This window comes from Winogradskyella litoriviva (genome assembly GCF_013249065.1).
Taxonomy (GTDB): domain Bacteria; phylum Bacteroidota; class Bacteroidia; order Flavobacteriales; family Flavobacteriaceae; genus Winogradskyella; species Winogradskyella litoriviva.
The window spans coordinates 377,325-401,061 of record NZ_JABRWQ010000001.1 but is presented as its reverse complement, the minus strand read 5'-3'; the positions used below and the strand labels follow the sequence as shown (position 1 = coordinate 401,061).

Genomic DNA, 23,737 nt, shown 5'->3' with positions numbered 1-23,737 from the left:
CATTAACGAAGATACAAATTTTCGAATTTATGAAATGTGATATTGGTTACAAATCGCTTAAAAATACGCTTTTAGCTGAACTGTACCTGTATGTATGGTTTTAGAAGTTTCAGATTTTCTTCCGAAGTAATTAAGGTTTAAATCTAAGTATTTAGTCAGTTTTTTTTGAGCTAATACATTCCAAGTGTAATTTTTTCCCGCTTGTAAACCTTCTAACATTTGGTAACCAACAGGAGTGTTGGTATCTCCTTCAAATTCATTTTGAAATAGATTAAATTCGCCTGTCAATGCTATCTTTTGTGCATTGTTATACGTAAATGAAAATCCGTAATTATTCTGTGCTAAGGTTTCAAAACTTTCCATTGTATTTTCTTTAGAAGAGAATTGATAAAAGATATCAAACTGTGCGTTTTCATTAAAGAGATAACTTAATTTGGGTTTAATTTGATAATTGTCTAACGTATAATTTCTGGTGGTATAATTTTCACTTCTACTTTCTTCTGTTCCTATACTTGCTAAAGTGTTAAATAGCCAATTTGTGTTGAATTTATGATTGAAATTAAGCTGATGACTGTTGGTTTCATTTTGTTGAAATCCTATAGATAGTAGATTTCTGCTTTTATTAGTTAAGTAAGTATAAGACGTTGTATAACGCTGTTTCCCTCTGTTAAAAAACAACACATTTCTTACACTATAATTTAAGGACGCAAAATCTTCAGTGTCTAAATCTTTTTTTAAGGCTTCAAAGGGATTTAAATTAAAAGAACTACCATTCTTAAACTTTTTACTATCTACAATAAATGACGCCTGGTTATAAAAATGGGACCAAAATTGTTTGAATTTATTTTTAGAAACACGCCATGGTTGTGGATTTATTGTCATGGTTTGCCCAAATCGATTTTGGTGCGTTTGTAAATAAACTTGGTTAGGCAAAAGCACTCTAATATAACTGCCTTGGTCTGCAAATTGAGCAATTTCAAACTCATCTAGTTCTTGTATGCTGTTCTCGTTATAATCTATCCATGTGTAAGCACCTTGGCCTGCTTCAACTTCTACATACGTAAAATCTTGCTGTGCTAAGGTTCCGGAATTGGTCTCGAAACTAGTGTTTAAAATGATGAGGTTTTTGAATAATTTTTGATTAAAATTCAATCTGCTATTCAGACTTTGCTCGTCTTCTACAGTATTATCTTCGGATTTTAAATCTCTATAATTTGCAAATAACTGAAGCGTTGTGTTTTTATTTTGAATTAATCTCGATTTTAAGTAATAGGTATTAGAGCTATTAACGCGTTCTACTTTATTATTTCTTAAACTATCATTAAAGCGTTTTATATAACCAACTTCTGCATAAACTTTGGTGCTGTCTCCAATACCAACAAAGGCCTCATAAGAATTGAATTTTTGACTTAATTCAGTTAATTCATTAATTGTTTTAGAGCGCTGTTCATTGTCTTCGGTTTTAAATTCTACACCAGACCATTTATTATTTTTGCCATATACCAGACGATTAAAAGACCTTAAAAACTTAGAACTATGGATGGAACTTTCGTTGTTTAAAAAGCTTGAATTTGAATATATAGTAAAATCGCCTAAACGCAAATTGGTAGTAACACTATGTCTGTTTCCATTGAAGTTTTCAGAAAAATTTAAATGTTCAAAATTATAACTAACAATTCCTTTTTTGGAGTGAGATAATCGTAAACCTGAAGAAAATAATAATTGATTGCCATAATCAATAAGCTCGCCTGTAGATTCAGAGGTGTCTAAATTCCAATCTCTGTTAAATTCTGCTCTATATAAACGTTGAATAGAATTAAAATTCTTCTGTATAAAATCTGCATCAACAGAAGCAGATAAATTCCAAAGGCTATCAGAATGTATTAACTTTTGTTTCAAGGTTAATTTCCCGGCATAACCATCATTATTTCCATCGTCTAAATTTGAAAATAAATTATCGTCTTTTTTACTTCCTGCAAATTCAAAAAAGACATCTGTTTTTTCAGAAGGTTTAAATTGTCCGTTAAGTACTGCAATTTGTAAACGTTCTGGTGCAACAAGTTGGGTAATGGGATCGTAATTTCCTTGTGGAACTCCTGCTATTGGAGCAATATATTGGTAAATATTATTAATAGCATTGGTGTTGCTTAACACATAATTACCTTGGTTATCACCAACTAATGTAAAACTAACACTATACAATTCGTCTTCTGGGTTATTTGAAAATACAAAAATCTCTTCAGTACCTAATTGTTCTTTTTTATACAAAATCCTATTATCAGAATAAGAAGTTAATGATGCAGAAGGCGCAATCATTAAATCTTGGTTATCACCAGCATTTGCTAAAATTTGTGTTTGTTCTGTAGATAAATTTTGTTGTAAAGGTTGATTTTTGGCATCGCTTTCAGAATAGACAGATACTTTTAGTTTTAGTTTATCCGTATTATAATTTGCACCGCCAAAAACTGTAAATCTAGAATAGTTACGTTCACTAAATTGGTAATCTACTGTAATTCGCATTTCGGAAGTAATAGGAAATGTAGAGTTAAAAATAATTTCACCAGCATTATAATCTATAATATAATCATTGTTTTCGCCACGTTCTAGAGGCACACCATTAACGTAAACAGTTTCGCTACCAGAAACAATAAGAACGTATAATTCATTATTTGAGCCGCTTAACTTATATGGACCTTGGTTACCTTCTTGTGCTGTAAATTGCGTTGTAGTAAATTGACCTCTAACTAATACACCAGAAGCAAAAACAGAAGTTTTATCGCTTAAATTAGCATTAACCAATAAACCTTGAACGCGTTTTGAAAAATTGGCAAAATAGCTTTTAGTGTCAATGAGGTCTATATCACCAGCTCTTATATTCCAATCATCACTAAATAACTCAATAAAAACTTGGTCAAACTCATCTAAACGTTGGGAATAGCCACTTTCTTGCAACGGAATATTAGCATCTTGTATGGATGCCCTTAGTGATACTTTATCGCTTAGTTTACCTGAAATCTGTAAATCGAGTTCACTATTTAACACTGAATTTTGATTGTTGCCAATGGTAATTCCTCTAGAGATACTGCCTGATGTTGTTAAACCATCAAAAGGTGTATAGGTGTTTTTTTTAGATGTATTTTGAAGTTGATATAGTTTTCTAAATTCTGAAGAACGTTGTACAATGACATCTTTATCTAATTGTTTATATACTTTAGTTAGAAATTGAGGATAGCGCAAATACTCTATTTTTATAGTGTCAATTTCCGTAGGTTGTTTAAAGCGTAAAATAGCTTTTGCAAAATCTACAGTATACAAAGTAGAATCTATAATTATATTCTCTTTAGTTTTAACAATGAATCTTGAAGGATTAATACTCATTGAGTCAATGATAATAGAATCTTTTACGGCTATTTTCTTTTGTCTAAAAACACTATTCTGTTCTTGGGAAAAGCCCAAAAAACTAAATAGAATTAATAGAAAGGAAGTAGCAATTTTCATGTAAAGTTATAACTGCTTAAAGTAAAAAATATTTTATCGTTAAAACATGCTTAAAATAATGGTGTAAAAGTAGCGTATTATTTAATTTAGCAGTCAATCTGAATATAACAACATGAAAATAGTTTCTTATAATGTAAATGGTATCCGAGCGGCTTTAAATAAAGGTTTTATAGAGTGGTTAAAAGCAACAGATCCAGATGTGGTTTGCTTACAAGAAATAAAAGCCATGGAAGAACAATTGGATCTCAATTTGTTTTCAGATGCTGGTTACAGTTACAATTATTGGTTTAGCGCACAGAAAAAAGGCTACAGTGGTGTTGCAATTTTATGTAAAACTAAACCTAATCATATAGAATTCGGAACAGGAATTGAATCAATGGATTTTGAAGGCAGAAATATCCGTGTAGATTACAATGAGGTTTCTGTAATGAGTATGTATTTACCATCTGGCACTAATGACGCAAGATTATCACACAAGTTTGAGTATATGGATTTAATTCATAATTATTTAAATGATTTACAAAAGGAAATACCAAATTTGGTGATTTGCGGTGATTATAATATTTGTCATGAAGAAATTGATATCCACAATCCAAAAATGAAAGGTGTTTCAGGGTTTTTGCCAGAAGAACGAGAGTGGTTAGGTGATTTTATAGATAGTGGATTTATAGACAGTTTTAGGTATTTACATCCAGAACGACAAGAGTATTCTTGGTGGAGTTATAGAGCAAATTCTAGAGCAAATAATAAAGGATGGCGTTTAGATTATGCCATGGTAAGTACACCTTTACAAGAAAAAATAAAACGTAGCGTTATTTTAACAGAAGCGGTACATAGTGATCATTGTCCTATTTTATTAGAATTAGATTTTTAAAATGAACTAAATTAATATACAATTAACTTAATATCAGTAATATATCATGTTTAAAAAGTTTTCAATACTTGCATTAATCGTTACATTATTTACTTCATGTGTGTCAAAACAGATTTATACGGATCTTGAAGATAAATATGCCAATCTTAAGAAAGAAAATCGAACACTTACCGATGAAATGGCAGAATTAGAGAAGGAGAAAACTAAAATTTACAATGATTTAAATGAATTAGAATCGGCTTATCAATCTGCCGTTTCAGAACGCGATAAGCTTCAAGCAGATTATGCAGCAGCCAAAGCAAATCTCGAAACTCTAAAAGCATCATATAAAGCTCTAGAAGAAAATAGTTCTGCTTCTATTGCGAAAAATTCGCAGAAAAACAGAGAGCTTTTAGCTCAACTAGAAGCTAAAGAACTAGCATTAGCAACTGAGAATGAGCGTTTAAATACCTTAAAAAAGGAATTAGAAAGCCGTTCGCAACGTGTGGCTGAATTAGAAAATGTTATTGCTTCCAAAGATGCTGCTATGCGACAATTAAAAGATGCAATTTCTAAAGCATTAACCAATTTTGAAGGTAAAGGATTAACAGTTGAACAACGTAATGGAAAAGTTTATATTTCTATGGAAAATAAATTGTTGTTTGAATCTGGAAGCTGGTATGTTGGTGCCCAAGGTAAACAAGCCGTACAACAATTAGGTAGTGTTTTAGCGGAAAACCCTGAAATCTCTGTATTAATAGAAGGTCATACAGATAATGTGCCCTATAAAGGCAATGCGCAATTAAGTGGTAATTGGGATTTGTCTGCTAAGCGTGCAACAGCAATCGTTAATATCTTAAGAGAAAATGACGCCATAAATCCTGAAAATTTAACCGCAGCTGGTCGTGGTGAATATGCTCCTATAGCCTCTAATGAAACATCAGATGGTAAAGCAAAGAACAGACGTATTGAAGTGATTTTAACACCTAAATTAGATGAGATTTCAAAGTTGTTGAATGAGATTTAGAATCTTTTACAAATTGCTTTTTGGTTCAATGCTTTTTGGCTTTTCTCAAAACACAAAAGATGTTGGTTTTATTAAAGAGCAAACATATTTGAAATATTCAGAAAAGGTGGATTGTAATAACACATCTGGCTCTAATTTTGAAACTAGAATTTGCTTAAATATAAAATTGAGAAGGGTAGATTCTATAATGCTTTCTAAGTTTGATAAATTTGTTAATACAGTTAATAATGATAGCTTAAAATCTATCTTTCTAGATTACCAAAAGAATTGGGAAGCTGAAAGAAAAAGTATAAGTTTATTAAAATCAGATGGATTTAAAGGCCACGTCGAAGCCATTATATATATGAGTTCAATGGTTGAATTAACTAAACTAAGATTAAAAGCTATAGCAAATATACTTGATGAAGAGGATTAGCTTTTTTTAAAACAGAAAGGTCTTCTTATTATTATTACATTATTAGAAAAGTTTAATTAAAAAAGAGTCCCACTCTCATGGGAAGTGAAGATGAAATACACAACTCTACCAAATACAGATATAAAAGTTAGTAAAATATGCCTTGGTACTATGACTTGGGGAAACCAAAACACCCAAGACGAAGGTTTTGCTCAAATGGATTATGCACTAAACAATGGTGTTAATTTCTTTGATGTAGCAGAGTTATATCCTGTGCCAGCAACAAAGGAAACTTATGGTGAAACTGAACGAATTATTGGAAATTGGTTTGCAAAAACAGGGCAAAGAGATAAAGTTGTTTTGGCATCAAAAATTGCAGGTACGGGAGATTATACTGCACATATTAGAACTAATGGTTTTAGTAAAGAGGCACTGCATGAAGCTGTAAATAATAGCCTAAAACGTTTGCAAACAGATTATATTGATTTGTACCAATTACATTGGCCTGAGCGCGACACCAATTATTTTGGAGTAAGAGATTATAAGCATAATACAGATGATGAATGGGCAGATAATTTTAACGAAATTCTCTACAATCTAGATGAAATTATTAAGGCTGGAAAAATAAGACAAGTTGGTATTTCTAATGAGAAGGCTTGGGGAACTATGCGTTATTTAGAAGAGTCTAAAAAACATAGTCTACCTAGAATGATTACCATACAAAACGCCTATTCTCTAATTAATAGAGTTTTTGAAGGTGATTTAGCAGAAGTGTCCTATAGAGAAAATATTGGGTTACTTGCATATTCACCAATGGCATTTGGCGTATTATCTGGTAAATATGTAAAAGGTTTGGCTACGGAAAATTCTAGGTTAAATTTATTCCCAAGATTTTCTAGATACAGTAGTAAGCAATCTACAGAAGCTACCAAACGCTACTTAAAAATTGCTGAAGATAATAATATGTCTCTTGCGCAAATGTCTTTAGCTTTTGTAAACAAAAGACCATTTTTAACAAGTAATATTATTGGAGCAACAAGTATTAACCAGCTAAAAGAAAATATTGAAAGTATTAATATTTCTTTGTCTGATGAGGTAATGAAAGCTATAGATACAGTGCATGCAGAGATTCCAAATCCTGCGCCATAAAAGGAGTTTTTTATTTTTTAAATCTTAATTTGTCGGTTAATTTGTTCTTGTAAAGAGATAAATGTTTCTGTTCTAGAAACACCTTTAATACTTTGTATTTGAGAATTTAGTACGTACATTAAATGTTCATTGTCTTTGGCTAATATTTTAATAAAAATACTCCAATGACCTGTAGTATAATGACATTCTATAACCTCTGGAATCTTTTGTAATTGTTTTACCGCTTCCGGATTACTAACGGCTTTATCTAAATAAACACCAACAAAAGCCATCGTTGTATATCCTAATGCCTTTGGATTAATAATAAATTTAGAACCTGACAAGAGACCAGATTTTTCAAGTTTTTTTAACCGTTGATGAATGGCTGCACCAGAAATACCGACATTTCTGGCAATTTCAAGAATAGGTGTTCTCGCATCTTCCATTAATGCACGCAATATCTTTTTATCAATACCATCAATGTAAATGCCTTTATCGTTAACTTTCATTAGTGTTACTTCTGTAAATTTGAAAGTTAAAGATAAAAAAAGCGTTTCAAATTGAAACGCTTTGTGCTAATTATCTCTCTAATTATTAATTAAAGATTTAAAGGATTATAACCCAAATATGGTACCTTATGTTCTTTAAAAACAATATCATAAGATTCTAATTCTTTTAAAATAGGAGTGTAAACCTCTTTTGTAATTGGTATTTGTACTCCTGGTGTTTTTATCTTACCATTAAGTATAGCCAAAGTTGCTATGGCAACTGGTAGACCTACTGTTTTTGACATTGCTGTATAGGTTTGGTCGTTACCAAGTGTTACCATAGTGGAATCAATCTGATATTTTTTTCCATTTAATTCATATCCAAATTTATGATACATAACAATCATATCTTTATCTTCTGGACTAAGCGTCCAGCTATCCATTAATATTTTTTGTAGAATTTGAGCAGGTGTTGCCTTGTCTAATTCTACCATTTTTTCAGAATTAAAAATGTCGAGTTCTAAAAACTTGTCCCAAACTATATCATCTTGATCAATTTTTAGCGCGTGTCTAAATTTAAGTTCTACAGAATCAGTTGGGCTGTATGGCAAGAAAGCATTAACAAAATCTCTATAACTCATGTTTATACTATCATCTATTGTGTAGCTATCGTCCGTCATTCCTAATTGCACAAAAACATGCCATGCTCTACTAAAACCAACACGTCGCATGGTACCACGATAAAGTGTTTTAGCATGATCTAAACCATAAACATGCTGATATTTTAAAGAGTCTCTATTTGCATAAGCCTCAAAACGACCATAGTCATCAACATCTAAAAATTCTGTTCGTCTAAATAAACGATCATACGGAATGTATTTAAATTGGTTTTCTTGTAAAAATTTGGCTGCACCTCCTTGTCCTGCGACGACTACATTTCTTGGGTTCCATGTAAATTTATAATTCCAAAGATTGTTATCGCTTTCAGGTGCTACTAATCCGCCTGTAAAGGATTCAAACAAAATCATTTTTCCGCCTTTATCTCTAATACTGTCAATTACTTGCATAGCACTCATGTGGTCAATACCTGGATCCACACCAATTTCATTCATAAAAATGAGATTATTGGCTTTGGCATCATTATCTAAGGCTTGCATTTCTTTACTTATATAAGAAGCGGTTACCATATGTTTTTTATAAGAAATACAGTCTTTAGCAACTTCTATATGAAAACGAGCTGGTAACATAGAAACCACAATATCAGCTTGTTTTACAGCCTTAGTTCTAGATTCTGCATTAAATACATCTAAATGGATTATGGTGGTATTTGGGTGTGTGCCTACTAATTTTTTAGCGTTCTCAACATTTAAATCTCCAATAGTAATATGTAGATTTTCTGATTGAGATTTATCAAGTAAATATTTTATGAGATAAGAAGAGGATTTACCTGCACCAATGATTAAAATCTTTCGCATTATAACTAATTTTGTAATACACGAATGTAAGAAATACTAAAGGTATTTTTGGGCAAAAGCGCACTAATTATGAATAAAAAACTTTTAATTACAGGTACAATACTAGGAATAATTGGGATTGTTTTGGGTGCATTTGCAGCCCATGGATTAACAAAACTAATTGATGCTGATGCTATTAAGACTTTTGAAACTGGTGTGCGTTATCAAATGTATCATGCATTTTTTCTATTAATTTTAGGCGGAACAACTTTTGTAAGTTTAAAAACAAAGAAGATCCTATTTTATTTAGTGATTTGTGGTGTTATTTTCTTTTCTGGCTCTATATATGGATTGGCCACAAATATGCTCACAACATTCAATTTTAAAACAATTGCTTTAATTACACCTGTTGGTGGATTATTATTAATTCTGTCTTGGATAGTGATGTTAGTCGATATTATAAGAAATAAAGTCGATTAAAGTTTTTGAAATGGGCTGTTTCAAAATAAAATTATAGTTTTGTAGAACTAAACAACAAAAAAATTATGGCAAACCATACCCAATTTACGAAAACGATTTCGTTAGATCAATATGGAATAAAAAATGCAAAAGTCAATTATCAATTATCTTCGGATGAACTTCATGCTGAAACAATTGCTAAAGGTCAAGGTGTAGAATCTTCTTCTGGAGCAATAGCTGTTAACACAGGCGAATTTACCGGTCGTTCTCCAATGGATAGATTTATTGTAAAAGATGCTGTTACCGAAGAGAAGATTTGGTGGGGAAATATAAATATTCCATTTGAGAGCGATAAATTTCAAAAGCTGTACGACAAAGTTGTAAGTTACTTGTCTGAAAAAGAGGTTTATGTTCGCGATTGTTACGCTTGTGCAGATGAGAATTATAAAATGAATCTTAGAGTTATTAATGAGTATCCTTGGAGTAATATGTTTGCATACAACATGTTTTTGCGTCCTACGGAAACTGAATTAGAAGGTTTTTCACCAGAATGGACTGTGGTAAATGCACCTGGCTTTACAGCAGATCCAGAAATAGATGGTACGCGTCAACACAATTTTGCAATTTTAGATTTTACTAGAAAAATTGCTTTAATTGGTGGTACTGGTTATACAGGTGAAATTAAAAAAGGTATTTTTTCGGCTTTAAACTTTATACTTCCGGTATTTAAAAACACTTTACCAATGCATTGCAGTGCAAATGTTGGTAAAAATGATGATACAGCAATTTTCTTCGGATTATCAGGCACTGGAAAAACTACACTTTCTACGGATCCTAACAGAAGTTTAATTGGTGATGACGAACACGGATGGACCAAAGAAAACACTGTTTTTAATTTTGAAGGAGGTTGTTACGCTAAAGTGATTAATCTTTCTCAAGATCAAGAACCAGAAATCTTTGCTGCGATTAAAAAAGGTGCAATTTTAGAAAATGTAATAATGGATGATAAAGGCAATGTAGATTTTGCTGATACGTCTATTACACAAAATACACGAGTAAGTTACCCAATTTACCATATTGATAATATTAGAAAGCCATCTATAGGTAAAAACCCAAAGAATATATTTTTCTTAACTGCAGATGCATTTGGTGTTTTACCTCCAATTTCTAAGTTAACACCAAGCCAAGCAGCATATCATTTTATTTCTGGTTATACTGCAAAAGTAGCAGGTACTGAAGCAGGCGTAGTAGAGCCCGTTCCAAGTTTTTCTGCTTGTTTTGGAGCTCCTTTTATGCCACTACATCCTACAGAATACGCCAAAATGTTGAGCAAAAAAATGCAAGAAGCTGGTGTAAATGTATGGTTAGTAAATACGGGTTGGACAGGAGGTCCTTATGGCATTGGTACACGTATGAAATTAAAATATACACGTGCAATGATTAATGCGGCTTTAAATGGAGATTTAGGATTGTATAATTATGATGATTACCATATTCACTCTGTATTTGGTGTAGCACAACCAAGAACTTGCCCAGGTGTACCAACTGAAGTATTGAGTCCGAGAGCAACATGGAATGATGATGATGCTTATTATAAAATGGCGTTTAAATTATCTAACGCGTTTAGAGAAAACTTTAAAAAGTTTGAGTCTTATGCTTCAGAAGAAGTAAGACGTGGAGGACCACAACGTTATGCTTTTTAATATTAGATATAAAAAGAAAAAAGCGATTCTAATCATAGAATCGCTTTTTTTATGTTTTAATCGACTTGTTTAATAACTATTTCCCTTTATTAACAGCATCAATATACTTTTGTAATGCCATGGTCATAGAAGGTGTTTCAGGCGTTGGTGCAGAAATATCTACACGTAACCCTTTTTCCTTAACCGCTTTTACTGTTGTGTTACCAAATACAGCAATACGAGTTTCATTTTGCTTAAAATCTGGGAAATTATGAAATAGTGATTCTATACCAGAAGGACTAAAAAACACCAAAATATCATAAGTAACATTAGATAAATCAGATAAATCACTAATTACTGTTCTGTAAAACGTAGCTTGTTTCCATTTTACACCTAAATCGTCTAAAATTTGAGGTATAATTGGTTTTACTTTATCTGTTGTAGGTAATAAGAATGACTCGTCTTTGTATTTTTTAATAAGTGGAATTAAGTCTTCAAATGTACGTTTACCTACATAAATTTTACGTTTTCTGTAGACTACATATTTCTGTAAATAATAAGCAACAGCTTCAGATTGACAAAAATACTTCATAGAATCAGGCACTTTAAAACGCATTTCATCTGCTACTCTAAAAAAGTGATCTACTGAATTTCTACTTGTAAGTATAATGGCTGTAATTTTGCTAAGATCAACTTTTTGTTGTCTTATATCCTTAGAGGATACGCCTTCAACATGAATAAAGGGTCTAAAGTCCACCTTAACTTTTTGTTTCTCTTGCAAATCAAAGTAAGGCGAGTTCTCTATTTTAGGCTCTGGTTGTGATACTAAAATCGTTTTCACTTTCATACGTAAACCTTTTGTTTTAACCGTTATATTCTCTAAAAACCTTATATAAAAGTACATAAGGCCCAATTTCGAGAGCGCAAAGATACAACAAAAAATAGAAAAAATTAGGATTAATTAGTTTTTGATACGTTTTATATGAGTTTAAAAACCCTATAAGATTTATAAGGCAAACTAATGAAAACGCTACGGTAATGGCAATGTCATTGTATGTTTTAGTGTACAACAGAAATAAGTTGGTAATTAAAAAGACAATGCCAGATAAGTTTTTGAATGTTGTTTTTTGAAATAAGTAATGATCCATTAGGCTGTCTATTTCAAAAAGACTACCAATAAGGCGCTCTATAAGTGTTTTTATAACAATAAGAGTAGAAACAGTAAATAGTATTTTTAAAAAAGAAATAAGTTCAAAATCTAAAGGCGCTACAAAAGTAGAATAAGCAAAATGTATAAATATGCTTAGCGATAGGCTGAGGTTGATAAATAAAAAACTATCAAAATGATCAATAAATTTTTGATCCTTACTATAAATGTTTAAATATTTAGAATTTCCTAAAACATAGATAAAATCATTAAATCTAAGTGTGTTTAAATATTTAGCAATAACAATGCTACATAATCCTATGATAGTAAAAATAGTAAACCAATCGTATGTAAAATAGTTTCGCATGTGGCTAAATTATAAAGAATATTAAGCTTATACCAAATAAATATAAAAATGACGAAATATTCTCATTTGTCCGTTTTTAAATTATCAATAAAAAGAATTCTAAATTCATTAAAACTTATTATTTATTTAAATAATAAAGATATGTATAAAACGTATCTATAGAAAACGTTAATTTGAACTCATAATTCATTAAAAACTTTATTTTTGTTGAAATTCTAAACGCAAAATAAGAGCGTATTTAAAATAGAGTTAATGTCTGACGCAGTTGTTATAATACCTACATATAATGAGATTGAAAACATTGAAGCCATCATAAGAGCTGTTTTTTCTCAAGAAAAGGATTTTCATGTTCTAGTGGTTGATGATAATTCTCCGGATAAAACTGGAGAAAAAGTGAAAATCTTACAAAAAGAATTTAAAGATCAGTTATTTTTATTAGAACGTAAAGCAAAAAGTGGATTAGGAACAGCTTATATTGCAGGTTTTGAGTGGGCTTTAGAAAAAACATATCAATTTATTTTTGAAATGGATGCTGATTTTTCACATAATCCAGATGACTTAGTTAGATTATATGATGCCTGTGCAAATGATAATGCAGATATAGCAGTAGGCTCTAGATATGTAAAAGGTATTACCGTAGTTAATTGGCCTTTGTCTCGCATACTTTTATCGTATGGAGCATCTCGTTACGTTAGACTAATAACGCGCATGAAAGTAAAGGACTCTACAGCTGGATTTGTCTGTTATAAAAGAAAAGTATTAGAAACAATTAATCTAAAAAAGATAAAATTTATAGGTTATGCGTTTCAAATAGAAATGAAGTTTAAGGCGCATAAAAAAGGCTTTATAATAAAAGAAATACCAGTTATTTTTAAAGATAGAACTAAAGGAAACTCTAAAATGAGTGGTAGTATTATTTCTGAGGCTATCTTTGGTGTTATTAATTTAAAATTAAAAAGTTTATTTGCTAAGTAAAACAATATGAATCGACAGACGCTTATTAAAAACGCAAAAATTGTTAACGAAGGAAAGATTGTAGAAGGCGATATTCTTATAGAAGATAACATTATTAAGAAAATAGATATTTCTATTAGTGTTAAGTCAGCTGATATGACTGTAATTGATGCCGAAGGTAATTATGTATTACCAGGAATGATTGACGACCAAGTACATTTTAGAGAGCCAGGCTTAACACATAAGGCTAATATTGAATCTGAATCGAGAGCAGCATTAGCAGGAGGAATTACTTCGTTTATTGAAATGCCAAATACTAATCCTCAAACTACAACTGTAGAAAAGTTAGAAGAAAAATTTGCTATTGCAGCAGATTCATCTTATGCAAACTATTCTTTTATGTTTGGTGGAACTAACGATAATTTAGAGGAAATTTTAAAAGTTAATCCCAAAACCGTTGCAGGCTTAAAACTTTTTTTAGGGTCTTCTACAGGAAATATGTTAGTTGATGACCCAAAGGTGATTGAAAAAATATTTTCCAGTACAGATATGGTGATTTCTGTGCATTGTGAAGATGAGGCAACTATTAAAGAAAATTTAGCAAAGTATAAAGAAGAATACGGTGATGATATTCCTATGGAAATGCATCCCATTATACGTAGTGAAGAGGCTTGCTATTTATCATCTTCAAAAGCCATAGAATTAGCTAAAAAAACAGGAGCAAGGCTACATGTATTTCATTTATCAACTGGGAAAGAAACAAGCTTGTTTACAAATAAAATTCCTTTAAAAGATAAAAAAATAACGGCCGAGGTATGTGTACATCATTTATGGTTTTCAGATCAAGATTATGCTAAAAAAGGAAGTCATATAAAATGGAATCCAGCAGTGAAAACATCTAAAGATAGAGACCAACTCTGGAAAGCTTTGTTAGATGATAGAATAGATGTTATTGCTACAGATCATGCACCTCACACGCTTGAAGAGAAAAATAATCCATATACTAAAGCACCTTCTGGTGGACCTTTAGTGCAACATGCATTGGTCGCTTTATTAGAAGCGCATCATCAAGGTAAAATCTCCGTAGAAAAAATTGTAGAGAAGGCATGTCATAATCCTGCCATACTATTTAATGTAGAAAAAAGAGGCTATATAAAGGAAGGTTATTATGCAGATTTGGTTATTGTAGACCCACAAAGCCCTTGGACAGTTAATAAAAGTAATATCTTATATAAATGTGGTTGGTCGCCATTTGAGGGTAGTACTTTTAAAAGTAGAATTACGCACACCTTTGTTAATGGACAATTGGCGTATAATAATTTTAAGGTTTTAGATGTTAAAGCCGGACAACGATTAACTTTTAATAGATAGAATGTTAAAGCATTTAGGTATAATATTAGTTTTAGGAATTTTGCTTATCGCCTGCGATAATTTGGATAAGCCTAAAAAACCAGATAATTTAATTCCTAAAGCACAAATGACCGAGCTTTTGTATGATGTTTATATGGTTAACGCGGCAAAGGGTGTTAATAGAAAAACGTTAGAACTACATGGTATTATTCCTCAAGATTATATTTTATCAAAGCATAATATAGATAGTTTACAATTTGCAGAAAGCAATACGTATTACAGTTTTGAGACAGATGTTTACAAGAGTATTGTAGATAAAGTGAAGGCTCGTTTAGAAAAAGAAAAGGAGGAATATGAAGCTATAAGAATTGAAGAATCAGAAAATAAGCAAAAACAAAATGATTCTTTAAGAGAGAAGGCGAAAAAACAGAAGGATTCTATAAAAAGACTGATTAATAAAAAAGGGTTTGTTGGTGGTTAATTTTTAAGGTCTTTAAGATATAATAACCCAACTTCTTCAATGGTTTTACTTATTGAGCTAAATTCGAATTTTAAGATATTTTTTATTTTTGTTGCATCATATTTTTTTACACTTAATAAAGAATTTGAGGTTTGTTTAGTTAACCTTCTAGGTTTACCAGATAGTTTGCTTTTTATCCAATCTAAGCGCCAAACACTATTTAATAGCCAAGGTTTAGCCTCTTTTATTGGAGGTTTTACATTTAAGACTTTTGCGGCTGCTTTAAAAAAACTTTTATAACTAAGGTTGTCTGAAACTAAGATAAACTGCTCATTTTTAATTGTACAATTCATTAATTGCTCCATAGTAATAACAACATCCCAAACACTAACAAACCCTGTTATTCCAGAGGTGTAGTAAGGAAGCCCGTTTTTAATTCTTTTAAATAAACTTCCGCTACTTCCTCCATTCCAATAGCCAGCACCTAAAATAATACCAGGATTTACAATTACAGCATTTAAACCTTCTTGCGTACCACGCCAAACTTCCAGTTCTGCACCATATTTTGTAATTGCATAACTACTGTTATTATGCTCAGCATTCCATTCAGTTTTTTCATTTATTAGTTTTTCAGGGTTGTTATGGTGTCCTAATGTTGCAGTAGAACTTACATAGCATAGCTTTTTAATATTATAGTTAATACTTAAATTTACAATGTTAGCTGTGCCTTCTATATTTATTTTTCTAAGTAATTTATATTTACTAGGTTCAAAAGACACAAATGCAGCACAATGATAGACATGTGTAATACCCTTAAAAGCTATTTCAAGTTGCGGAATATTATTAAGGTCAGCTTTTACCCATTCAATTTTATTAAATAAAGCTTCTGCATTTTCAGAATAATAAGAAAATACATGTTTAACTTGATTTAGTGTGTTTTCGTTTCTATAAATTGCACGTATACTAGCATTATTTTTCAGTAATTGAAAAAGTAAATGCGAGCCAACTAAACCAGTACCACCTGTAACTAAAATCATTGGGCGAATTTACAAATCTTACAGTTATTCTGTTGTTAGAACTTTGTTAATAAGAACAAAGACGTTTTAAACTATAGATTATAAATTCAATTAAAATTGTCTTTTGTCTTTAACAGTGGAAACATATCTTTGCGCAAAATAATTTTGAAACTAAATAAACAATGGCAAATAAGTTTGTAGAAGAATTACGTTGGCGAGGAATGGTGCACGATATCATGCCAGGAACTGAAGAGCAATTAGATAAAGAGATGACAACAGCCTATATTGGTTTTGATCCTACATCAGACTCGTTGCACATTGGTAGTTTAGTGCCAATTATTTTATTGGTTCATTTAGAGAAAGCAGGTCATAAACCAATTGCTCTGGTTGGTGGAGCAACTGGGATGATTGGTGATCCATCAGGGAAAAGTGATGAGCGTAATTTACTTGATGAAGCAACTTTAGCTCATAATGTTGCTGGTATTAAAAGAATATTATCTCGTTTTTTAGATTTCGATTCTACTGAAATAAACGCACCAGTTTTAGTAAATAATTATGACTGGATGAAGAATTTTAGTTTTATTGATTTTGCTCGTGACGTTGGTAAACGTATCACGGTAAATTATATGATGGCTAAAGATTCTGTAAAAAAACGTTTAAGTGGAGACGAAGGAAATGTTGGTATGTCTTTTACAGAATTTACATACCAATTAATACAAGGTTACGATTTTCATCATTTGTATAAAACCATGGGTTGTAAATTACAAATGGGAGGAAGTGATCAATGGGGAAATATTACCACAGGTACAGAATTAGTAAGACGTATGCACAATGGCGAAGACCAAGCAAAAGCATTTGCCATGACTTGTCCTTTAATTACTAAAGCAGACGGTTCTAAATTTGGAAAGTCTGAAGGTGGTAATGTTTGGTTAGATGCAGATAAAACTTCAGTGTTTAAATTTTACCAGTTTTGGTTAAATACAACCGATGAGGATGCTGAAAAGTATATTAAAATCTTTACCTTTTTAGATAAAGAAACTATTGATGCTTTAATCGTTGAGCATAAGGAAACGCCTCATTTACGTTTATTACAAAAGCGATTAGCAGAAGAGGTTACTGTTTTTGTACATAGCCAGGAGGATTATGATAATGCTGTTAAGGCTTCTCAAATATTGTTTAGCAAAGATTTTAAGAATGAAATTAAGCAATTACCTGAAGCATTATTTCTAGATGTTTTTGAAGGTGTAAAACAAGCAGAAGTATCAGAGGCAGAGTTTAGTGAAGGTATAGATATGATTGGTGCTTTAGCAGCTAAAACCAGTTTTTTAAGTTCTAATGGAGATGCAAGACGAGCATTGAAAGAAAATGCAGTTGCCGTTAATAAAGAAAAGGTAAAGGAAGATTATATATTGTCTTCTGAAGATTTAATACATAATAAATACATTATTATAAGTAGAGGAAAGAAGACTAACTTTTTACTAAAGATTGTGTAAATCTCTCTATAATTTTTAAAAAAGTAAGACCAATTAAGTTTTAAACTGATTGGTCTTTTATTGTTTGTATAAAAAAGTGCCCAAAATTTCTTTTGGGCACTCACTAACCAATCAATCAACTATTGAAAAATCTTTCTTTTTCATAGCAATTATTAAGTCGTTTGTAAATCCGTATCCTTACACTTTTTTGAAAAAAAAATTAAAGGGCCATTAAATTGCAGCCTCTAATATCAGAATTATCAAACCTGCCAATAATTTCAAACTCACCGTTTTCATTGACTTTACCCAAGTCTTGGGTGGCAATAAACGAGCATGAATTTAGGTTCGCCAAATCAATAACATTTATACCACCAGTTTTGTTTGGTTGCTGTATGGTAAGCGCATCCTCTGTATCCCTTGTTAGTATTTTCATCCAAGGTGGACACTCAAAAATGCCATTGCCTTTAGAATAGGCTTGGCTTAGAAGTTCTGTCATTCCATATTCACTATGAATTTGGTTAACATTAAAGCCAGTTTTAAGAATTTGGTGAAGCTCTTGTCTTATAATTTCTTTTCGTCTGCCTTTCATTCCTCCTGTTTCCATGATTGTGGTATGCTCCAAATTAAGTTGATAAGCTTCAACCAAATCTAATAAGGCAAAGGAAACACCTATAAGTAATGTTTTTTGTTGTTTAGCTTCAAGCATTTTTAACGTGCTTGCTAATTCTTCAAGATTATTAAGGTAAAAGCCACTTTCAGTTCTGTTAGATTTTTCAATTAAATCATTAACCATATAAATTAGTGAAGACCCGTCTCGTTCTAAATAAGAGGGTAATAAAGCTAAAACTACGTAGTCTTCAATATTGCCATAAAAGTGCTTAAAAGCTTTTAAGTAACTTTCTTCATATAGTTTTAAATCGGTAATTAAATGTTTACTGGTAATGCTTCCTGTTGTACCAGAACTTGAAAATGTTTTTTGAATTGGTGCAGTAGAGCTTAAGACTTCACGCGATTTAAAAAACTGAATTGGTAAAAAAGGAATGTCAGCAATGTACTTTACATCAGAAGGATGCTTGTAAAGTAAGTCGCAAAACGACCTATAGACTCTATTATTTTTAAACTGAAATTTAAATACTTCTAAGGCTATTGCTTCAAATTCAGCATTAGATTTTATATTAAAAATAGTGTCTTTAAATTTCATATTGCAAAAGTATGGAAAATAAAAAAGCGTAGCTCTAAATATTGAGCTACGCTTTTAAAATGTATTAAGAAATATACTTACTTAATTACTAATTTTTTAGTAACAGAAGCATTGTTCTGAGTAATTTTTACGATATAAACGCCAGACTTTAAATTAGACACATTTAATGTGCTAGCTGTTAAAGTTTCGTTTTTTACTTGCTTACCTAAGATATCAAATACTTGTACAGAAATAGCATCGCTGTTTGTAGAAGAAATTGAGACCAAACCTGTATTGGTTGGGTTAGGATATAAGCTAAATGAATTAGCATTAAAATTGTTTACACTTAATGGTGCTGCAATATCGCTAGCATATCTAGGAAATATTTGGTAAGTACCGTTAAATTCACCACCTAAACCAGTAATGCTTGAAACAGCAGTTGGGATAGCTGTACCAATAATGTCTTCGTCACCAAAAGCAACTCTAGCTACAGTTACATCTGCGCCATCAGCTACATTATAATTTGTGTTATCTGCAAATACACCAGTATCTTCAAAAGTTACATTGTTTAATGTAATAAGTCTACTTTCGTAAGTTTCACCGTTAGTTATAAGTTCTGAAGCACTAACAACAATTGGTGTTAGCGTGTTACCTGTAGAAGATGCCATTGCAATATTTTCACTAGGCACAAACTGAAGTGTTCCTGCATATTCAGATAATTCTCCTACTAAACCTGTAATTCCATCACCAATACTAAAAGCAGTACTTAATGTTCCTGCAGTATCATCAATTAATATACCTGCTCCACCATCTTGAATGTATTTTTGATTTCTATTACCTTCTGTAACAATGTAAGAAATGATTGCTTCGCCAGTTAATTCATAAAATTCGCCAACGGTTCCAGCACGTAATGCAGTAATATCTGCTACTTGATTATTAGAAGCTATAGTAAATGTTACTTGGTCAGTAGCTATTGTAGTACCACCATCAATTACATTAATAATTACAGTATATGGAATATTATTATCAGTAACAATAGTTACAGGGTTGTCTGTAGTAGCTACAGGTGCATCAGAATTTACCGTAACTTCTACTGTAGCAGTTGCAGGTACGTTAGTTAAACTATAAGCTATATCTGTTGTAGTTGTACCTGGAGGTAAAATTTGACCATCACTAGGTGAAGTGATTACAACAGAAGGTGTTGTTACAACTTGTTCCGTAACAGAAAAATCATCCCAATATACTACTGCGCTTCCATAAGATCTTACTTCAAAATAAAGACTTGTAGCAGTAGCAGGTGCTGCTATTGTTACTGTATATTCTGTCCACGCATTACCATTAGTATCAAAATAACCATTACTTGGACCTCTTAATTCATCAGCATTATCAGAGATGTTAGAGTCAGAGGCATCTTTCCAGTAACTCCAGATTCTAGCATCTGTATCGTCACCAGATTCAACTTTATACCATAAAGAAATTGTATACATGTTTCCAGGAGTAATACCTGTAATTGTTTGTCCTAAATCTTTTGTGCCATCCGCAGTATGTTTTGCAGAATTACTGCCGCCATGTATCTCAGTAGTTTCTTGAGTAATGTTTTCGGCTTTTGTCCAACTGTCTGGAGTAGTTGTATCCGTCCAAGTTTCAAAATCTCCGTTTACTAATAAATTCTGTCCAAATGTTAAGGAAGAAATTAATAAAGCAATAAATAAAAAGTAAATTTTCTTCATAATTGAATTTTATAAAAGTTAGATAACAAATATAATAACAAATCTGTAGTTATCAGAATCTTAATAGTTAATACTTTATATATTTACAATAACATAATATGGTTAATATCAGGTCCTTCTGACTTACAATGAATTATACTTTTAATGTTAGGTTATTGTTATCAATTTACTATATTTAAGCAGTTAAGATAGATATATTTTATATTTACAATCCTTAAACAAAGAAATACCATTGAAAAAGAAAGACATTAAAATACTATTGGTTGATGATGAGCCAGATATTTTAGAAATTGTTGGCTATAATTTATCTAAAGAGGGTTATCAAGTAATTAAAGGTGAGAATGGTTTAGAAGCTATTGAATTGGCAAAAAAGCATAGACCACATTTAATTATATTAGACGTTATGATGCCAAAAATGGATGGTATTGAAGCTTGTGAACGGATGAGAGATTTGCCAGAACTTAGTGAAACCGTTATTACATTTTTAACTGCTAGAGGAGAAGATTATTCTCAAGTTGCTGGTTTTGATGCTGGAGCGGACGATTATATTGCTAAACCAATAACACCTAAGGTTTTAATAAGTAAAGTAAAATCACTTTTAAGGCGTTTTAAACAAGTAGAAAACAAAGCTGATACGATTGTAAAAATAGGAGATTTAATTATTTTTAAAGAAGAGTATAAAATTACATTAAAGGGTAAAGAAATTACTTTACCTAGAAAAGAGTTTGAATTATTATCTTTATTAGCAACCAAACCAGGTAAGGTTTTTAAGCGTGATGAAATTTTAGATAAAGTCTGGGGAAATGAAGTTGTTGTTGGCGGAAGAACCATTGATGTGCACATTAGAAAACTCCGTGAAAAAATTGGTGATAAATCCTTTAAAACCGTTAAAGGTGTTGGTTACAAGTTTGTAGATTAATGCAAAATAAATTAAAAAAATCGTACAAGTTTGCTTTTAGAACATCCCTCTATATAACCCTATTAGTAACTGTTTGTTGTGGTATCTTATTTTTTAGTAGGGTACATCCGCTTGCCCTATTAATATTTGCCCTTTTAATATATATCATTTGTTTTATTGTTATACAATATAGAGTAGAGCGTTTTATCTATAGACGTGTAAAAAAAATATATGATGAATTAACACTTTTAGAATCTACTACTCTTAGGCAGCAACCCATAACAACAGATATGGGAACTTTAACTAAAGAAATTGATAAATATGCTAAAAATAAAAAAATTGAAATTGAGACCTTAAAGGTTAGGGAAGAATACAGAAAAGAATTTATTGGTAATGTTTCGCACGAGTTAAAAACACCTTTATTTACAGTGCAAAGTTATTTGCTAACCTTGTTAGAAGGCGGTATAACTGATGAAAAAATTAAAAACAAGTATTTAACGAGAGCAAGCAAAGGAGTTGAGAGGCTAACCTATATTATAAAAGATTTAGATATGATTACTAAATTAGAGGTTGGTGATTTAAGTCTAAATAAAGAAAACTTTGATATCGTTCAATTAGTCCATAATGTGTTTGAGTTATTTGAAATGAAAGCGGCTAAGAAAGATATTACATTAACGTTTGATATTGATTATTATGAGCCAATTATGGTTTTTGCAGATAAGGAAAGAATTCAGCAAGTTTTAACTAATCTTATTGTAAACTCTATAAAATATGGTAGAGAAAAAGGAACCACAGAGGTTAGTATAGAAAACCTTATCAAAAACAAGGCTATAGTTAGGGTTACTGATAATGGAGAAGGCATCGCAGAAGAAAATCTTCAGCGTTTATTTGAAAGATTTTATCGCGTAGATAAAAGTGGGTCGAGAAAAGAAGGTGGTTCAGGTTTAGGTTTATCTATTGTAAAGCATATTATTGAAGCACATGAAGAAAAAATATATGTAGAAAGTCAATTAGGTGTTGGTAGTGAGTTTTCTTTCACTTTGGAAAAGTCTAAATAATTCCTCAAAATTTAATTCATTTGTTTTAAAGGTCATTCCACTATAATGGTCTATTTGAGATAATAAGTCTACAGTAAAATTATCTTGATGACAATATGGAGCAATACCTTCAGATTCTAATTTTTCAGCCAAATATTCTTGTTCATATTGTCCCGAAGTAGGTATAAAAAAAACCTTTTTTTCTAGCTTTGCTAAATCCATAATAGTAGTGTAACCAGATCTACACAATACCATTTTACTGACGTTTATGGTGTTCTCAAGTTCAGCGCTAGTCATGTAGTTATAGATAAGCATATTATTCTGCTCAGTAATAGTTTGTTGAGTTTCTATTTTACCTTTTACAAAACAAATATTACCATTAAAAGAAGCCAATTCTGTTAGTAATTTTTCTTCTAAATAAGTGCGTTGAGGTTCTGGACCAGAAAGTAATACCAACAGTTCGTATTTAGTTTTTAAGTACTGTTTTTTAAATCGAGATAAAGACCCTAAATATTTCAATGGAACACCAAAATCTTCAACATGTCCCAAAATACCACTTAGATTTTTTTTATCTCCAAAATCAGGAATCCAACATTCGTCAAATTTAGATATGATATTTTGATGAATTTTAGTGCTTAACCAAGTTGTGTTTCCGCTTAATACCCTTAATTGATGAGAAATAAAAACAGAAGGAATATTTTTATTTCTAACACCAAATCTATTGTCTGAAATAATGCCGCAAATTGAATTAGTTGCAATGTATTGTGCTATAGCTTTTTGCTCTTTCTTTGCTGTTTTTAAAAGGTGAGGAGTATCTTTTAATAATTTAAGCCTAAGATGTTTTGGTTTTTTAGAATAGGTGATGTTGTAGGAAGGTAATTCAAAAGTTTCAAGGTAAGGAAATTCTTTTTGTAATAATTGAAGTGCAATACCATCACTAGCTATTATTGGCTGAAAACCATGATGTATTAGTTCATTTATAATTGGTATACATCGTGTAGCATGACCTAAACCCCAATTTAATGGAGCTACGAGTATTCGTTTTTGGTTGCTACCTAAATTTTTGTTCGTTGTTTTCAGTTTTTTAAAGTATATTAATATATCAATAGCTAAAACAAAGGTAAACCTAATTTGTTTGCTTAA

21 protein-coding genes are annotated in these 23,737 nt (G+C 31.2%); 12 read left to right on the top strand and 9 right to left on the bottom strand.

What is annotated here, in order from left to right; all coding sequences use genetic code 11:
• Window positions 1-57: 57 nt before the first annotated feature.
• A complete protein-coding gene (locus tag HNV10_RS01640) occupies window positions 58-3,498 on the bottom strand; it encodes a hypothetical protein (RefSeq protein WP_173299586.1) in 3,441 nt (1,146 codons plus the stop codon).
• Between the two features lie 112 nt (window positions 3,499-3,610).
• On the opposite strand from HNV10_RS01640, the gene HNV10_RS01635 reads away from it, so the two are divergent.
• The 4 genes from HNV10_RS01635 (at window position 3,611) to HNV10_RS01620 (ending at window position 6,921) form a co-directional block, all read left to right on the top strand.
• The gene (locus HNV10_RS01635; RefSeq protein WP_173299585.1) at window positions 3,611-4,372 is read left to right on the top strand and encodes an exodeoxyribonuclease III; all 762 of its coding nucleotides are present in this window, start codon (window positions 3,611-3,613) and stop codon (window positions 4,370-4,372) included.
• Window positions 4,373-4,418: 46 nt separating this feature from the next.
• A complete protein-coding gene (locus HNV10_RS01630) occupies window positions 4,419-5,378 on the top strand; it encodes an OmpA/MotB family protein (RefSeq protein WP_173299584.1) in 960 nt (319 codons plus the stop codon).
• Window positions 5,368-5,793 (top strand): DUF1311 domain-containing protein, encoded by a 426-nt coding sequence (locus HNV10_RS01625; protein WP_173299583.1) that lies wholly within the window; start codon window positions 5,368-5,370, stop codon window positions 5,791-5,793. Before HNV10_RS01630 ends, HNV10_RS01625 begins: the two co-directional genes overlap by 11 nt.
• Window positions 5,794-5,883: 90 nt before the next feature.
• Window positions 5,884-6,921, top strand: coding sequence for an aldo/keto reductase (locus HNV10_RS01620; protein ID WP_173299582.1), 1,038 nt, complete (start codon window positions 5,884-5,886; stop codon window positions 6,919-6,921).
• Between the two features lie 17 nt (window positions 6,922-6,938).
• Here the strand turns inward: HNV10_RS01620 and HNV10_RS01615 are convergent, their stop codons facing one another.
• Together HNV10_RS01615 and HNV10_RS01610 are read right to left on the bottom strand one after the other, a co-directional pair.
• Complete coding sequence (locus tag HNV10_RS01615; RefSeq protein WP_173299581.1) at window positions 6,939-7,409, bottom strand: Lrp/AsnC ligand binding domain-containing protein; 471 nt, start codon at window positions 7,407-7,409, stop codon at window positions 6,939-6,941.
• An 89-nt stretch (window positions 7,410-7,498) separates the two neighbouring features.
• Window positions 7,499-8,863, bottom strand: coding sequence for a saccharopine dehydrogenase family protein (locus HNV10_RS01610; protein ID WP_173299580.1), 1,365 nt, complete (start codon window positions 8,861-8,863; stop codon window positions 7,499-7,501).
• 69 nt (window positions 8,864-8,932) lie between these two features.
• On the opposite strand from HNV10_RS01610, the gene HNV10_RS01605 reads away from it, so the two are divergent.
• Window positions 8,933-9,322 (top strand): DUF423 domain-containing protein, encoded by a 390-nt coding sequence (locus tag HNV10_RS01605; protein WP_173299579.1) that lies wholly within the window; start codon window positions 8,933-8,935, stop codon window positions 9,320-9,322.
• Window positions 9,323-9,387: 65 nt separating this feature from the next.
• Complete coding sequence (gene pckA, locus HNV10_RS01600) at window positions 9,388-11,004, top strand: phosphoenolpyruvate carboxykinase (ATP) (protein WP_173299578.1); 1,617 nt, start codon at window positions 9,388-9,390, stop codon at window positions 11,002-11,004.
• 76 nt (window positions 11,005-11,080) lie between these two features.
• Here pckA and HNV10_RS01595 read toward each other — a convergent pair whose 3' ends face one another.
• A complete protein-coding gene (locus tag HNV10_RS01595; protein ID WP_173300039.1) occupies window positions 11,081-11,830 on the bottom strand; it encodes a uroporphyrinogen-III synthase in 750 nt (249 codons plus the stop codon).
• Window positions 11,831-11,846: 16 nt separating this feature from the next.
• Complete coding sequence (locus HNV10_RS01590; protein ID WP_173299577.1) at window positions 11,847-12,497, bottom strand: DUF4271 domain-containing protein; 651 nt, start codon at window positions 12,495-12,497, stop codon at window positions 11,847-11,849.
• A 252-nt stretch (window positions 12,498-12,749) separates the two neighbouring features.
• Here HNV10_RS01590 and HNV10_RS01585 point away from each other — a divergent pair, with 252 nt between their 5' ends.
• From HNV10_RS01585 to HNV10_RS01575, 3 genes are read left to right on the top strand one after another with little or no spacing between them, the layout of a single operon-like run.
• Window positions 12,750-13,472, top strand: a complete 723-nt coding sequence (locus HNV10_RS01585) for a polyprenol monophosphomannose synthase (RefSeq protein WP_173299576.1) — start codon at window positions 12,750-12,752, stop codon at window positions 13,470-13,472.
• Between the two features lie 6 nt (window positions 13,473-13,478).
• Window positions 13,479-14,822, top strand: a complete 1,344-nt coding sequence (locus HNV10_RS01580) for a dihydroorotase (protein WP_173299575.1) — start codon at window positions 13,479-13,481, stop codon at window positions 14,820-14,822.
• Window position 14,823: 1 nt separating this feature from the next.
• Window positions 14,824-15,282 (top strand): DUF4296 domain-containing protein, encoded by a 459-nt coding sequence (locus HNV10_RS01575; RefSeq protein WP_173299574.1) that lies wholly within the window; start codon window positions 14,824-14,826, stop codon window positions 15,280-15,282.
• On the opposite strand, the gene HNV10_RS01570 is transcribed toward HNV10_RS01575, so the two are convergent.
• On the bottom strand, window positions 15,279-16,298 hold the full coding sequence (locus HNV10_RS01570; protein WP_173299573.1) for an NAD-dependent epimerase/dehydratase family protein: 1,020 nt from the start codon (window positions 16,296-16,298) through the stop codon (window positions 15,279-15,281). The two genes, HNV10_RS01575 and HNV10_RS01570, sit on opposite strands and share 4 nt — an antisense overlap.
• A gap of 161 nt (window positions 16,299-16,459) precedes the next feature.
• On the opposite strand from HNV10_RS01570, the gene tyrS reads away from it, so the two are divergent.
• Window positions 16,460-17,770 carry a tyrosine--tRNA ligase gene (gene tyrS, locus HNV10_RS01565; protein ID WP_173299572.1) on the top strand — a complete coding sequence of 437 codons (1,311 nt, stop codon included), beginning with the start codon at window positions 16,460-16,462 and terminating at the stop codon, window positions 17,768-17,770.
• A gap of 199 nt (window positions 17,771-17,969) precedes the next feature.
• Here tyrS and HNV10_RS01560 read toward each other — a convergent pair whose 3' ends face one another.
• A complete protein-coding gene (locus HNV10_RS01560; RefSeq protein ID WP_173299571.1) occupies window positions 17,970-18,950 on the bottom strand; it encodes a LuxE/PaaK family acyltransferase in 981 nt (326 codons plus the stop codon).
• 77 nt (window positions 18,951-19,027) lie between these two features.
• The gene (locus HNV10_RS01555; RefSeq protein WP_173299570.1) at window positions 19,028-20,659 is read right to left on the bottom strand and encodes a T9SS type A sorting domain-containing protein; all 1,632 of its coding nucleotides are present in this window, start codon (window positions 20,657-20,659) and stop codon (window positions 19,028-19,030) included.
• 232 nt (window positions 20,660-20,891) lie between these two features.
• Between HNV10_RS01555 and HNV10_RS01550 the strand changes: the two genes are divergently transcribed.
• Together HNV10_RS01550 and HNV10_RS01545 are read left to right on the top strand one after the other, a co-directional pair.
• Window positions 20,892-21,578, top strand: a complete 687-nt coding sequence (locus HNV10_RS01550) for a response regulator transcription factor (protein ID WP_173299569.1) — start codon at window positions 20,892-20,894, stop codon at window positions 21,576-21,578.
• Window positions 21,578-22,615 carry a sensor histidine kinase gene (locus HNV10_RS01545; RefSeq protein WP_173299568.1) on the top strand — a complete coding sequence of 346 codons (1,038 nt, stop codon included), beginning with the start codon at window positions 21,578-21,580 and terminating at the stop codon, window positions 22,613-22,615. Before HNV10_RS01550 ends, HNV10_RS01545 begins: the two co-directional genes overlap by 1 nt.
• Here the strand turns inward: HNV10_RS01545 and HNV10_RS17320 are convergent.
• Window positions 22,568-23,143, bottom strand: a complete 576-nt coding sequence (locus tag HNV10_RS17320; RefSeq protein WP_317166871.1) for a glycosyltransferase — start codon at window positions 23,141-23,143, stop codon at window positions 22,568-22,570. The two genes, HNV10_RS01545 and HNV10_RS17320, sit on opposite strands and share 48 nt — an antisense overlap.
• Between the last annotated feature and the right edge of the window lie 594 nt (window positions 23,144-23,737).

Coding starts and splice junctions, on each gene's coding strand:
- HNV10_RS01640 (WP_173299586.1), bottom strand. CDS start 3,498: ATGAAAATTGCTACTTCCTTTCTATTAATTCTATTTAGTTTTTTGGGC.
- HNV10_RS01635 (WP_173299585.1), top strand. CDS start 3,611: ATGAAAATAGTTTCTTATAATGTAAATGGTATCCGAGCGGCTTTAAAT.
- HNV10_RS01630 (WP_173299584.1), top strand. CDS start 4,419: ATGTTTAAAAAGTTTTCAATACTTGCATTAATCGTTACATTATTTACT.
- HNV10_RS01625 (WP_173299583.1), top strand. CDS start 5,368: ATGAGATTTAGAATCTTTTACAAATTGCTTTTTGGTTCAATGCTTTTT.
- HNV10_RS01620 (WP_173299582.1), top strand. CDS start 5,884: ATGAAATACACAACTCTACCAAATACAGATATAAAAGTTAGTAAAATA.
- HNV10_RS01615 (WP_173299581.1), bottom strand. CDS start 7,409: ATGAAAGTTAACGATAAAGGCATTTACATTGATGGTATTGATAAAAAG.
- HNV10_RS01610 (WP_173299580.1), bottom strand. CDS start 8,863: ATGCGAAAGATTTTAATCATTGGTGCAGGTAAATCCTCTTCTTATCTC.
- HNV10_RS01605 (WP_173299579.1), top strand. CDS start 8,933: ATGAATAAAAAACTTTTAATTACAGGTACAATACTAGGAATAATTGGG.
- pckA (WP_173299578.1), top strand. CDS start 9,388: ATGGCAAACCATACCCAATTTACGAAAACGATTTCGTTAGATCAATAT.
- HNV10_RS01595 (WP_173300039.1), bottom strand. CDS start 11,830: ATGAAAGTGAAAACGATTTTAGTATCACAACCAGAGCCTAAAATAGAG.
- HNV10_RS01590 (WP_173299577.1), bottom strand. CDS start 12,497: ATGCGAAACTATTTTACATACGATTGGTTTACTATTTTTACTATCATA.
- HNV10_RS01585 (WP_173299576.1), top strand. CDS start 12,750: ATGTCTGACGCAGTTGTTATAATACCTACATATAATGAGATTGAAAAC.
- HNV10_RS01580 (WP_173299575.1), top strand. CDS start 13,479: ATGAATCGACAGACGCTTATTAAAAACGCAAAAATTGTTAACGAAGGA.
- HNV10_RS01575 (WP_173299574.1), top strand. CDS start 14,824: ATGTTAAAGCATTTAGGTATAATATTAGTTTTAGGAATTTTGCTTATC.
- HNV10_RS01570 (WP_173299573.1), bottom strand. CDS start 16,298: ATGATTTTAGTTACAGGTGGTACTGGTTTAGTTGGCTCGCATTTACTT.
- tyrS (WP_173299572.1), top strand. CDS start 16,460: ATGGCAAATAAGTTTGTAGAAGAATTACGTTGGCGAGGAATGGTGCAC.
- HNV10_RS01560 (WP_173299571.1), bottom strand. CDS start 18,950: ATGAAATTTAAAGACACTATTTTTAATATAAAATCTAATGCTGAATTT.
- HNV10_RS01555 (WP_173299570.1), bottom strand. CDS start 20,659: ATGAAGAAAATTTACTTTTTATTTATTGCTTTATTAATTTCTTCCTTA.
- HNV10_RS01545 (WP_173299568.1), top strand. CDS start 21,578: ATGCAAAATAAATTAAAAAAATCGTACAAGTTTGCTTTTAGAACATCC.